This is a genomic window from Flavobacterium sp. GSP27, from assembly GCF_003970395.1.
Lineage (GTDB): Bacteria > Bacteroidota > Bacteroidia > Flavobacteriales > Flavobacteriaceae > Flavobacterium.
Genome location: NZ_RYDP01000004.1, coordinates 124,548 through 137,239 on the forward strand (window position 1 = coordinate 124,548; position 12,692 = coordinate 137,239).

Sequence of the window (12,692 nt, forward strand, 5' to 3'; positions counted from 1 at the left end):
TAAATTTAATCTCCCCCGTAATGAAATTACTCCCTACTGCATTTTTACTTTTTTTATTTTCAGTTTCTATAAATAGTTTTTCCCAAGAAGCAACAGTCAGTACTATGAAAACTGCACTTGAACCTGTAACAACACTCACAAAAGTAAAGAAACCGCTGACCGTAGTAGTCAATATACGAACTAAGAAACCACATGTCCCTTTATCGTATTGGACAAAAAAAAATAGTTTAGGATTTGACATATCTGAAGTCGCTTTTATCAACTGGAGTCCCGGAGGAACAAGCTCCGTTTCCGGGTTGTTCAACGGAAAATTTCTGAGAACGTACAACCGAAGCAATTACAATTGGACCAATGAACTTTTAATCCGATATGGTTTAAACAAACAAGACCGCATCGAAGTAAGAAAAACGGATGATGCCCTTTTATTAAACTCAACATTTGGTTATCGAAAAGACACCCTTTCGAATTGGTACCATTCCGCAAAATTAAATTTCAATACGCAGTTCACTAATGGTTATTCTTATCCAAATACTCAAACTGCAATATCAAAGCCCTTTGCACCCGCTTATGCCTTCATGGGAATAGGAGCTGAGAATATAAATAAAGAGAAAAAAAGAACGTTTTATATTTCCCCATTTACATTTAAAACAACCTTGGTTTTAGATCAAAGATTAGCGAATCAAGGTGCTTTTGGTGTCACTAAAGCCATTTACGATCTGAACGGAAATTTGATCGAAAAAGGCGAAAAATCCAGAACAGAGCTCGGATTTTTATTTACGGGTCATCTGAAAAAAGAAATTTTTAAAAATATTCATTTAGAAAATCGCCTCAGTTTATATTCTGATTATGTGAATCATTTTGGCAACATAGATATCGATTACGACCTCCAATTTGAATTAGTGGTAAACCAATACGTAAAAGCGAATATTGGCGCACATATTATTTATGATGATGACATTAAATCAAAAAGAGAAATAGCGGGAATTCAAGTCACTGAAGGCCCAAAAGTACAAGTACGGCAAGCTATAGGTGTTGGAATACAATATTTGTTTTAAAAAAATCCTGAAAAATTTTTTCAGGGCTTTAAAATTTATGCTATTAATTTTTAATTATTTTTTCAACGTAATGTAAATTTTCTCCTTTTATATCCAATATATAAATCCCGGTTGCCAATGCACTTAAATCAATTGATTTTGCTCTACTGAATTCTTGGTTTTTAACATCATAAAGCACTCGTCCGTTAAGATCTATTACTTGGATATTTACCCTACCAGAATATTGATCAATTTTAATTGTTATTGGCCCTTTGGATGGGTTTGGAAATACGCGCATCACATCACTCTCAAAGTTGTCTACCGCTAAGGCGCAATTTGGTCCTGATGCAGGTCTTGTAAAATCTTCAGCTTGATCATTCCCGACATTATTGTCTCCAGCAGATGCGTTTACTCCTAGTCCTCTGGCAGCAAAAACTTCCCAAATCAAACAGAAATCCTTACCGCCTGTTATTGCCTGATCTGCAGCTATAATAGCATTTCTTGCATCTACAAAAGTAGGACTGCAAACTTGTAATTTGATTCCATCTAATACAATTCGCATGATTCTATTATTCCCGCCTGATCCTGTATATTTATTATTATCAAAATCATATTTATTGATATAAGCCCACGTTAAATCCCACAGCATAGTAGCCCAAACGGAACCTACCCCGTGTACGGAGGTTTTTGATACCATATCTGCTGCGTCAATAAACTGATAATTATTGGTAGAGGCGTATGTCATTGGATTAATCGCCCTGTCCGTAGAATACTGAAAATCTCGTATTCCCCTGCCATCTATGGCTTGTGAAGAAACAAAAGTCCCTATTCCTCTTTTGGCACCACCAGAATCTCCAGGTTTAATTTGCATCATTAATGCAAACCAATCAGACCAACCTTCTCCCATTTGATCCGCATTATTCAAACAACTGGAGTTATTGCTCCCGCCGGCCAGACGAGTAGAAATCCCATGACCATATTCGTGTGCAATAATCCCATTATCGAAATCACCATCTGAATTTATGAAAGGAGAAGCCTCTAATTGAATTTTTATATTTACGGCTTGAGTCTGCATTTGGGTTATAATATTCTCCCCAACGGACTGAGTAACACTTATGGCAGGTATGGTAATCGATTCATCAGCTCCCGACATAATTAAATCTCCATCAGCATTATTAACAACAATTACAGCAATAGCCCCAGCATTTTGCGCCGCTTTTACTTTTACTACAAACGTACAGCTCCCTCTTCTCAGCACAACGATTTTTCCACTCATTGCCGCAGCATTAGAAGGTGCTACACACCCTTGGGAGGTGCCGCCCGTACTATCTAAGTAGAGCACTACATCAGATTGCAGGAAATTGGGAGCCACAGGCAAATCAACACGTCCTGGGTTAAAGGAGTTTTGCCTTGCTACATAACTTCCAGCAATACTTGCAGGCGAATTAATTATTATTGGCTTAATTTCTGGACCTCGATCCCACAGAAACATCTGCATTCTTCCGCTACTCCCATCCACCGGAGTTGAAAAATTAGCATTATTTAAACTCATTGGTACCACTAATGATCCATCTTGTGCATCAGCATTAACATGATCCGTATCTTTCCCGCCACGATTGTAGTTATTCACTTGGAAATTTCCATTTGCTTCATCAAAACCATATTGATACCAAACATCATGCATGACATTATTCATATAAAAAAGGTTCGTAATTGCCGCATCTATATAGGTTGATGCCTGTACATTTGTACCACCATAAGGAAAATCAAAAAGTAGTGATGCTCCACCTGAAGGGCTAAAACCCGAAGTTGAATTAGTGCTGACAAAATCCTCTTTAGCCCATACATTATTTCCTCTGGTTATCGTAAATTCATGTCCCGCCACACCATCAACATCATGCCAGCCAAAAGGAGATGCATGGCTGTTCGCTGGGTTCGAAACAAGTTGAAAAGCAGAGTGGTTGGGACTTTCAAAATTGAATGGTATCACTCGGTAGGACCCACTAGTTGTTTGCGTTGGAGAGGCCGAAAAAATTTGTTTGTAACTGGAGTCAAATGAATTTGCCCAAGACTCATGAGAATGACTGATTGCTTTACTATGATCAAAACTGCAAGAAATAACAAAATCATTTTTTTCTAACAGTCCCCCATCAGTGGCATCAATTCTCACGCTCCATATATGGTCCTGAGTTGGTGTATAAATGGTAAAATCCCACGCCAAAATTAATTTACCATTACTGGCTTGATGAAAAACTAAATTAGCAGTGACTGGCTCCTGAATGCCTAACCCATTGCTTATTTTAAATTTATGAGCTTCTTTATTTTCTATAACAGTGAAAATTTCATCGGCTTTCATGCCTAAGAGCGAATACGCTTTAGTCAAAGCATCTACTGCTGATAATGAGGGTTTGGTTGTATTTACTTTTTTAGAAACACCATCCACTATTCGTTTTTGAACATCAATAACTTCACTATTCTGTATTGAAAAATTAGAAACTGCCCTAAAGATTTCAATACCTTTATAACGTTGCACTACATAACAATTTTGTATTCCGGAGCTGGTCGCTCCACCATCGCTTTGTATTACCCAATCCTTAAAATCGCTTTTCGAAACATTAATTTTAGCATTAGGAGTATTTAAATAATGTTGAATAATTAAATCGTTCGATTGTCCTAAAGCAAAAAAATGCGTTAAAAAAACTAAAAAAAGTATAATTTTTTTCATAAAAATCTAATAATTCATCAATCATAAAAGCTGAAAACAAATCTAATTTTTTTAATCTACAATAACAAATTAATGATTAGTACACAATTGTTAATTTTTAACAGCAGTAATTGTTTTATAAAACAACAACGCATTTCCATCTGTCAGTAATGAGATAAAATGACAAATATGAAGTAATCTTCCGTATAAATTTTCTTTTTCCAAATGATGCTTTTCAGGCAACATTTTCAGAATTAAAGAGTCGTAATTTGATGCATTCCCATCGAATTTATTATTGAAAGCCGTTATGAATTTATCTAACAAGGTTTGAATAATCTGGTAGCCTACAATTTCTTTCTCAATGACTTCCCGACTTTGGTAAATATTATCCACACTTATTTTGATAATATCGTCCATCTGCGCTTTGTATTTGCTCTTATCCATTATGGCATACGGGAATTTTCCGTTCAGGATCAGCACTTCATTTTCGACAAATACTTTTACGGCATCATTGATTAAACTTCCAATTGCCAAAGCGCGCAAATAACTTATTCTATCTTCTTTGGTTTCTAAGGTCTTGTATTTTGAAGTATCAATGCTGTCTTTCACCAATTTTATCAAATATTCTAAAGCAAAATCTTCGGAAACTAATCCTAAATTGATTCCGTCTTCAAAATCAATAATGGTATAACAAATATCATCAGCCGCTTCGACTAAATACGCTAAAGGATGTCTTTCAAAACCAATATCGATCCCTGTTTTATTTGGAATCAATCCCATATCAGAAGCCACATCTTGAAAAAAAGTTTTATCCGTTTGAAAGAAACCGTATTTTTTGTCGGCAATAGCTGCGGTTGGTTTCTTCGGCAAGCTTTCTTTTGGATACTTCATAAAAGCACCCAGAGTTGCAAACGAAATTCTAAGTCCTCCTTCAATTCCGGGACGACTGGCCGTCAATACCGAAAATCCATTCGCATTTCCTTCGAAATCAATTAAATCCTGCCATTCTTTTGCCGTAAGCTGGTCCTTGTATTGTTGTCCTTTCCCAATGGAAAAATATTCACCAATTGCTTTCTCACCGGAATGCCCAAAAGGCGGATTCCCAATATCATGAGCCAATGATGCAGCGGCAACTATAGCCCCAAAATCATTCATGTGATAGCCATGCACTTCTTGTAGATGCGGATATTTCTCGATGATTTTTTTACCCACCAATCGCCCTAAAGAACGCCCCACGACAGAAACTTCTAAACTGTGCGTCAATCTGGTGTGTACAAAATCAGTTTTTGATAACGGAATAACCTGCGTTTTATCTTGTAAACTTCTAAAGGCAGCCGAGAAGATAATACGGTCATAATCCACCTCAAAACCCAAACGGGTGTCGTCTTGTTCTATCCGCAATCGTTTGCCTTTGTCTCCTTGTCGTTTTAGTGATAAAAGTTGTTCCCAGTGCATCATTATATTTTTGGTTTTTACAAGGAGCGAATATAAAGAAAAGGTTGTGTTTATAAACAAAAAAGCAGTCTAAAATGACTGCTTTTTTTATCTTATCTACTGTCTTATTCTTCCGTAAATAATTTTTTCTTGGCTATAAACTCATGCTTTTTCACCACATACGTAACCGATAAAGTATCGTGCCATCCTCGCTCAGCAGTTAAAAAAGAAAAAGGCTCCAAAGGAATTAATCTGGATACCGTTCGTACAATAATGCTTTTCATATTTGGTTTTGAACCGTCATGCTTAATAACCACTGTTTTCGTGAAATACTTCCCGAAAGTTCTGGAAAAATACATTTCACTAAGTCCATAGTAAAAAAAGAGTATTACTAATCCAAAGAAAAAACTTTCAACGATCCTTAATGATGTAACCCAATTTGATGCAGTATCACTATTCGTTAAATCTCCAATTAGAATTATGGTCGTACCAATACTGATTTCGATAACATAAATTATAAATAGATCGATACTGAAATTCAGTAGACGCTGGCTTTTGGAAGCTAATAAATCATCTGTAATAGTAAATTTTTTATTTTCCATTTTTTATCGTTTTGATTATTATAAAAAAGTCTTTAAGGCTAATAACTATCTCAAATATAGTGAATTGTTTACAAATATTACTGTTAAATCTTGGTGTTTTAGCCCCGATTAAAGTGAAAATCCTTTTTATTCGCCTTTTTTTGGTGAATAAAAAGATTGCAACGGAAAGCGGGACACGAGCGAAGCGAACTGACGAAGTAGATAGCTCCAAAAAAAAAGCAGTTATCATTACAATAACTGCTTTTTTGTTTTAAAACCATTTCGTTGATGTCAACAAAATGGTTTCAAAATGAGTTTGTTTCGTTCCTCGCAATGGCCTACGACCCACACATTTCACACTCGTCCGGACCTGCATTTTTAGACAATTCGAGCATGGCTCTGTATTCATCCGAAGTCATTTCTACTGCTTCAGCGACTGCAGGAATAACGATTGATTGCTCCTTGATTTCGATTGGCTCCGCTTTTTTATCATTGTTTAATGTAAATTTAATCGCATCCACCGCAGCTTTTGTTCTTAAATAATACATTCCCGTTTTTAATCCGGATTGCCAAGCATAGAAATGCATCGATGTCAATTTAGAATAATTGGCATTTTGCATAAACAAGTTCAACGATTGTGATTGATCCACAAAATAACCACGCTGACGGGACATGTCGATAATGTCTTTCATAGACATTTCCCAAACTGTTTTGTACAATTCTTTCAGGTCTTGCGGAATATTCAGGTCTTGAACAGAACCGTTATTTCGCATTAATTCTTGTTTCAATGTTTCGTTCCACAAACCACGTTCCACTAAATCGTGTAATAAGTGTTTGTTTACCACAATAAATTCCCCCGAAAGGACTCTTCGGGTGTAAATATTAGAAGTATAAGGTTCGAATGCTTCGTTGTTCCCCAAAATTTGTGAGGTCGAAGCTGTTGGCATTGGTGCCACTAACAACGAGTTTCTCACTCCGTGTTCCATCACTTCTTTTCGTAATGAAGCCCAGTCCCAACGTCCTGACAATTCCTCATCTTTCATTCCCCACAAATTGTATTGGAATTCTCCTTGAGATATTGGCGAGCCTTTAAATGTCGAATAAGGACCTTCTTCTTTGGCCATTTCCATTGAAGCGGTTACCGCAGCAAAGTATAATGTTTCAAAAATTTCCTGATTTAGTTTTTTAGCTTCGTCGCTCGTAAACGGCAAACGCAACATAATGAAAGCATCGGCTAATCCTTGTACTCCAAGACCAATTGGCCTGTGGCGTTTATTAGAATTCTCTCCCTCGATTACCGGATAATAATTCCTATCAATTACTTTATTTAAGTTTCTAGTTACCCGTTTTGTAACGGTATACATCAATTCATGGTCAAACTTTCCATTAGAAACAAACATCGGCAAGGAAAGAGAAGCTAGATTACAAACTGCAATTTCATCTTTGGATGTAAATTCCATAATCTCGGTACACAAATTCGAAGAACGAATGGTCCCTAAATTTTTCTGGTTTGACTTTCTATTGACGGCATCTTTATACAACATGTAAGGCGTTCCAGTTTCGATTTGCGATTCCAGAATTTTCTCCCACAGTTCATGTGCTTTAATTGTTTTTCTACCTTTTCCACGTTTCTCGTAATCAATGTACATGGTTTCAAATTCTTCGCCATACACATCATACAATCCCGGACATTCATTAGGACACATCAATGTCCAATAACTGTCTTCTTGAACTCGTTTCATAAATAAATCAGACGTCCACATGGCAAAGAACAAATCTCTAGCACGCATTTCTTCTTTTCCGGTATTCTTTTTTAAGTCTAGGAATTCGAAAATATCCGCATGCCACGTTTCGATGTATATTGCAAAACTTCCTTTACGTTTTCCACCACCTTGATCTACATAACGTGCTGTATCATTAAAAACACGTAACATCGGAACAATTCCGTTTGACGTTCCATTGGTTCCACGAATATAAGAACCAGTTGCTCTTACATTGTGAATAGAAAGCCCAACACCACCTGCTGACTGAGAGATTTTTGCCGTTTGTTTCAACGTATCGTAAATCCCGTCAATACTATCGTCTTGCATCGCCAGAAGGAAACAAGAAGACATCTGAGGTTTTGGAGTACCCGCATTGAATAATGTAGGCGTTGCATGCGTAAAGAATTTTTTCGACATTAAGTCGTACGTCTCAATCACCGATTCTAAATCATCTAAGTGAATCCCAACTGAAACACGCATCAACATGTGTTGCGGACGCTCCACTATTTTGCCGTTTATTTTAAGCAAATATGATCTTTCCAAGGTTTTAAACCCAAAATAATCATAATTAAAATCTCTGTTGTATATCACATGTGAATCCAAAAATTCAGCATTTTTCATAATCACCTGGTGCACTTCTTCAGATAATAAAGGTGCATCTTGTCCATTTCTCGGGTTTACATAATGAAACATATCGTTCATTGTTTCCGAAAATGATTTTTTAGTATTGGAATGCAAATTCGAAATTGCAATTCGCGCCGCCAATTGTGCATAATCAGGATGCGCAATAGTCATTGAAGCCGCAGTTTCGGCTGCTAAATTATCTAATTCTGACGTAGAAACTCCATCATAAAGCCCTTCAATTACTCGCATTGCGACTTTCACGGCATCAACCAAATCATTCAAACCATAACATAGTTTTTTAATTCTATCTGTGATTTTGTCGAACATTACCGGCTCTTTGTGGCCGTCTCTTTTTACTACGTACATACTTTTGTTTGTTTTTTAAAACAGGAAATCCCTTTGCTGTTTTTCGTTATTTGTTAGTCATTGCGAGGAACGAAACAATCTCAATTATTGTTTCATTTGCTCAATTTTTTTTGGAGCCATATCCAGCTATCCATTTCAATCTTTCTAGTCCTGAAAAAAGTTCAGGACTAGAAAGGATTTCCATTACTATCTGGGTTAATCAGTATTAGAAACAAAAAGAAATCAGTAAATCATTTAAGATTTAAAAAATCAAAATATTTCTTTAACATTAAAATATTTAGAAAAATTAAGACAAAACTTAATCGATCTTAATTCCTTCATGGTTTGATAAAAATCTAAAAATCGGCGTCAAAAGATATTTTTTGAGCATCACCATCTGTGTTCATTACACCTGCTTTTTGATATTCAGCCACTTTCTTTTCAAAGAAATTTGTTTTCCCTTGAAGCGAAATCATATCCATAAAATCAAATGGGTTTGTAGTATTATATTCTCTGTCGCAACCTAATTCCACTAACAATCTGTCAGCAACAAATTCTAAATATTGTGTCATCAATACGGCATTCATTCCTATCAAACTTACCGGAAGTGACTCGGTGATAAATTCTCTTTCAATGTTTAAAGCATCTACAATAATGCTTCTGATTCTTTCTTTTGGCACTTTATTCACCAAGTGATGGTTGTGCAAATGCACGGCAAAATCACAGTGTACTCCTTCATCACGAGAAATCAATTCGTTAGAAAACGTCAATCCTGGCATTAAGCCACGTTTTTTTAACCAATAAATCGAGCAAAATGCTCCCGAAAAGAAAATTCCTTCCACTGCTGCAAAAGCGATCAATCGTTCTGCAAATGAATCCGATTCAATCCATTGCAAAGCCCAGTCCGCTTTTTTCTTAATCGCCGGAAAAACCTCTAAAGCATTGAATAATTCATCTTTCTCCACTTCATCTTTTACATAGGTATCAATCAATAACGAATAGGTTTCGCTGTGAATGTTTTCCATCATAATTTGAAAACCGTAAAAGAATTTCGCTTCCGCATATTGCACTTCGTTTACAAAATTTTCTGCCAGATTTTCATTTACAATGCCATCTGAAGCAGCAAAAAACGCCAAAATGTGCTTCACAAAATAACGCTCATCATCCGAGAGTTTGTTGTTCCAGTCATTTAAATCCTGTGACAAATCGATTTCTTCAGCCGTCCAGAAACTGGCTTCCATACTTTTATAAAATTCCCAAATGTCATGGTGTTTGATAGGAAAAATTACGAAACGATTTTTATTTTCTTGTAAAATTGGTTCAACTTGAGTCATTATAATTGTTTGTTTTTTTGAGGTTTTAACAAATTTTTAAGCTTTTTGAGAGATACAAAGATTGTAAAATATTGCGGTTAATAAAAGCCAAACTTATTCACAATCCCCTATAGTTTTTAACAAATAGAAAAATTAAGATATTTTTCATACAAATTTTAAAACACTTAAATTCAGTATTTTAAATAATAATTAAAGGAATGAAGCACCGTAAAATATAGTTTTTTTAAATAATTAAACAAGAAAAACAGAATTCTTATTTACTTATTTTTTCATGTCTTGCGCCACCTTTTCAAGTTCAGCATACCAGTCTTCGCCAAATTTACGAATCAGGGCTTCTTTGACAAATTTGTATACCGGAACTTCAAGTTCCTGACCTAAAGAGCAGGCGGGATCACAAATATCCCATTTGTCATAATTAACAGCGGCAAACTCCGTAAAATCTTTCACCCGAACTGGATACAAATGACAAGAAACTGGTTTTTTCCAACTAATTGCTCCTTGATTATAGGCTTGTTCAATACCACACAGAGCGGTCTTACCGTCAAATATTGCGTAGGCACAATCTTTGTCGTCAATCAGTGGCGTTTCAAGATCACCATCGGTACCTTTTACCCAAGTTCCTTGCGCTTCAATTGCAGCAATTCCTTGTTTGCGTAAAAAAGGCTTGATCTTTGGATAAATAGATTCGAGGATTTGAGTCTCCTCAAAACTCAATGGTGCACCAGCGTCACCATCTACGCAACAAGCGCCTTTACAAGCAGTCAAATTACAAACAAAATCTTTTTCGAGTAAGTCTTCTGAGACTATGGTTTTTCCTAGTTGAAACATTCTGCAAAGATATTCAAGAAATTTGAAAAAAGCACCTCAGCAACTCATAAATTCGAAAACAAAACCAAATAAAATTAAAACGAATTTACCTAATTTTATACTCCTGATTTTTTAACTTCGTTTACTTTTGTTTTCAAACTTATACAAACAATCGCATTTTTTATTTCTTTACAGTTCATCCTCTTTCACCAACCAAAAACACAGAACCATTTGAAATGGTTTTAAAAAATATTGAGTATTAATTGCCTTAGTTGTGCCCTAAAAACGATAAAAATCAAACTGTTACTTTTTTAGGACTATGAAATACAGGTCAACTATTCCCTCCTAGAAAAAAAAATCTTCTCAAAAAAAAAGGCATTAAAATTAAAAAATCTACTCCTCCAATAATCAGGGAAATTATCTACTTTTACCATAAATAAAAAAAGTCTGTTATGGAATTCGATATTCGAGAAATAATCACCGTAGGAATGGTACTTTTTGCCGTAATTGACATCGTGGGATCCATCCCGATTATCATTGATTTAAGAGCAAAACACGGACATATTGAATCCGAAAAAGCATCCATTGTAGCCGCCGTCATCATGATTGTTTTTCTTTTTGCCGGAGAAGAACTCTTAAAACTAATTGGAATCGATGTCAATTCTTTTGCTGTAGCCGGATCCTTTGTGTTGTTTTTCTTGGCATTAGAGATGATTTTAGGAATTCGGATTTACCGGGACGAAGAAGCCAGCTCTGCCTCAATTGTTCCCCTTGCCTTCCCTTTGATTGCTGGAGCCGGAACAATGACCACTTTACTCTCTTTACGCTCCCAATTTTATACCATAAATATTGTAATTGCCATTTTATTAAATATCATTTTGGTCTATATCGTTTTAAAATCATCCTCAAAAATAGAAAAATTATTAGGCGAAAACGGACTTGGTGTAATCAGAAAGACTTTTGGCGTAGTACTTCTGGCGATTGCTGTTAAATTATTCGCTGCGAATGTTAAAGGTTTGTTTGTCTAAAATATAATTTCCTAAATTTACCCTTAAATTATTGTAAAATAAAAAATCTGATTTTTTTGGAGCATTTTATTCTAAATAAATAACCCCTCCAAACATCTGCATTTTTTACCAAAAACAAAAACATCTTATGAAAATTTTCACTAACATCTTGGTATTTTTAGCAATAGCGCTAATCCTATTTAATGTTACTTTACTGGATTTCAAAAATCCATTTCAAGGAGATAGCGTAGTTGCATTTATCGGAATGGCAGCCTCTTTTTGTGCTGTATTGATTCTTCTAATATTCAGAATGTCAAAGAAAATAGAAGAAAAAACAAACGAAAAATAGCCTTGATCTTTGATGTACTTATCCTTGGCGGTGGCGTATCTAGCATGTCATGCGCTCTAGTTTTGGGTTCTGCAAACAACAAACCCTTTGTGTCTAATAAAAAAATCGGGGTGTTTACCCATCAAAAAACCTCTGCCCTTAAGGAAGCGCTATTCAATAATGTCTACGGAATCCCTGCAGGCACATTAGGCGCTGATTTATTGAAAGAAAGTACAGGACATCTTTTAGAAAAATATCCGCACATTACACAAATTCCCAACGAAAAAGTACTAAAAATTGAGGGCACCGCTCCTGAGTTTGCTGTAACTACAAATAAAAAAACCTACAAGACCCGCATAATTGTTGTAGGTGTCGGATCTGCAAATACTTTTGCTATTGAAGGTTTAATGCCATCTGTAGAACCACATCAAAAATCCCTTCCCGAAAAACAACGAATCCAACTCAAAAACAGCGATCACAAAGTCAAGGAAGGCATTTACGTGATAGGCACTTTAGCCGGATGGAGAAGCCAACTGGCCATTGCTGCAGGCAGTGGAGCTGCAGTAGCAACAGATATTCTAACTTTATGGAATGGCGGAATTCAGACTCATGCTCATGATAGCATTAGATAAATAGAATTTCATTCTGGAAAATCTCTCAAAAAATAGTGTTAGGTTTACACCTTCAATTCACTGTTTTATGGGATCATTTTTTTTGGGACTGGCAAGACT

General features: G+C 35.8%; 10 protein-coding genes. 4 read left to right on the forward strand and 6 right to left on the reverse strand.

Annotation, left to right across the window (positions count from 1 at the left end):
- The first annotated feature begins 20 nt into the window (after positions 1-20).
- Positions 21-1,055 carry a DUF3078 domain-containing protein gene (locus tag EKM05_RS05245; RefSeq protein ID WP_126457575.1) on the forward strand — a complete coding sequence of 345 codons (1,035 nt, stop codon included), beginning with the start codon at positions 21-23 and terminating at the stop codon, positions 1,053-1,055.
- 43 nt (positions 1,056-1,098) lie between these two features.
- On the opposite strand, the gene EKM05_RS05250 is transcribed toward EKM05_RS05245, so the two are convergent.
- The 6 genes from EKM05_RS05250 to EKM05_RS05275 form a co-directional block, all read right to left on the reverse strand.
- The gene (locus tag EKM05_RS05250) at positions 1,099-3,759 is read right to left on the reverse strand and encodes a T9SS-dependent M36 family metallopeptidase (RefSeq protein WP_126553964.1); all 2,661 of its coding nucleotides are present in this window, start codon (positions 3,757-3,759) and stop codon (positions 1,099-1,101) included.
- Between the two features lie 90 nt (positions 3,760-3,849).
- Positions 3,850-5,193: a dGTP triphosphohydrolase gene (gene dgt / locus EKM05_RS05255; protein ID WP_126554080.1), complete on the reverse strand. Its 1,344-nt coding sequence runs from the start codon at positions 5,191-5,193 to the stop codon at positions 3,850-3,852.
- Positions 5,194-5,297: 104 nt separating this feature from the next.
- On the reverse strand, positions 5,298-5,774 hold the full coding sequence (locus EKM05_RS05260) for an RDD family protein (RefSeq protein WP_126457577.1): 477 nt from the start codon (positions 5,772-5,774) through the stop codon (positions 5,298-5,300).
- A 317-nt stretch (positions 5,775-6,091) separates the two neighbouring features.
- Entirely contained in the window at positions 6,092-8,506 is a 2,415-nt protein-coding gene (locus EKM05_RS05265; protein ID WP_126553966.1) for a ribonucleoside-diphosphate reductase subunit alpha, read from the reverse strand.
- Positions 8,507-8,841: 335 nt separating this feature from the next.
- Entirely contained in the window at positions 8,842-9,819 is a 978-nt protein-coding gene (locus EKM05_RS05270; protein ID WP_126457579.1) for a ribonucleotide-diphosphate reductase subunit beta, read from the reverse strand.
- Positions 9,820-10,080: 261 nt separating this feature from the next.
- Complete coding sequence (locus EKM05_RS05275; RefSeq protein ID WP_126456402.1) at positions 10,081-10,647, reverse strand: DUF3109 family protein; 567 nt, start codon at positions 10,645-10,647, stop codon at positions 10,081-10,083.
- Positions 10,648-11,078: 431 nt separating this feature from the next.
- On the opposite strand from EKM05_RS05275, the gene EKM05_RS05280 reads away from it, so the two are divergent.
- The 3 genes from EKM05_RS05280 to EKM05_RS05290 all read left to right on the forward strand — a co-directional run bounded on the left by EKM05_RS05280 (position 11,079) and on the right by EKM05_RS05290 (position 12,593).
- Complete coding sequence (locus tag EKM05_RS05280; RefSeq protein ID WP_126457580.1) at positions 11,079-11,654, forward strand: MarC family protein; 576 nt, start codon at positions 11,079-11,081, stop codon at positions 11,652-11,654.
- Positions 11,655-11,781: 127 nt separating this feature from the next.
- Positions 11,782-11,982, forward strand: coding sequence for a hypothetical protein (locus tag EKM05_RS05285; RefSeq protein ID WP_126456406.1), 201 nt, complete (start codon positions 11,782-11,784; stop codon positions 11,980-11,982).
- A 5-nt stretch (positions 11,983-11,987) separates the two neighbouring features.
- On the forward strand, positions 11,988-12,593 hold the full coding sequence (locus EKM05_RS05290; protein ID WP_126554082.1) for an FAD-dependent oxidoreductase: 606 nt from the start codon (positions 11,988-11,990) through the stop codon (positions 12,591-12,593).
- Positions 12,594-12,692: the final 99 nt, after the last annotated feature.

Bases quoted from the DNA above. Each gene is read 5' to 3' on its own strand.
- EKM05_RS05245 (WP_126457575.1), top strand. From the start codon at position 21: ATGAAATTACTCCCTACTGCATTTTTACTTTTTTTATTTTCAGTTTCT.
- EKM05_RS05250 (WP_126553964.1), bottom strand. From the start codon at position 3,759: ATGAAAAAAATTATACTTTTTTTAGTTTTTTTAACGCATTTTTTTGCT.
- dgt (WP_126554080.1), bottom strand. From the start codon at position 5,193: ATGCACTGGGAACAACTTTTATCACTAAAACGACAAGGAGACAAAGGC.
- EKM05_RS05260 (WP_126457577.1), bottom strand. From the start codon at position 5,774: ATGGAAAATAAAAAATTTACTATTACAGATGATTTATTAGCTTCCAAA.
- EKM05_RS05265 (WP_126553966.1), bottom strand. From the start codon at position 8,506: ATGTACGTAGTAAAAAGAGACGGCCACAAAGAGCCGGTAATGTTCGAC.
- EKM05_RS05270 (WP_126457579.1), bottom strand. From the start codon at position 9,819: ATGACTCAAGTTGAACCAATTTTACAAGAAAATAAAAATCGTTTCGTA.
- EKM05_RS05275 (WP_126456402.1), bottom strand. From the start codon at position 10,647: ATGTTTCAACTAGGAAAAACCATAGTCTCAGAAGACTTACTCGAAAAA.
- EKM05_RS05280 (WP_126457580.1), top strand. From the start codon at position 11,079: ATGGAATTCGATATTCGAGAAATAATCACCGTAGGAATGGTACTTTTT.
- EKM05_RS05285 (WP_126456406.1), top strand. From the start codon at position 11,782: ATGAAAATTTTCACTAACATCTTGGTATTTTTAGCAATAGCGCTAATC.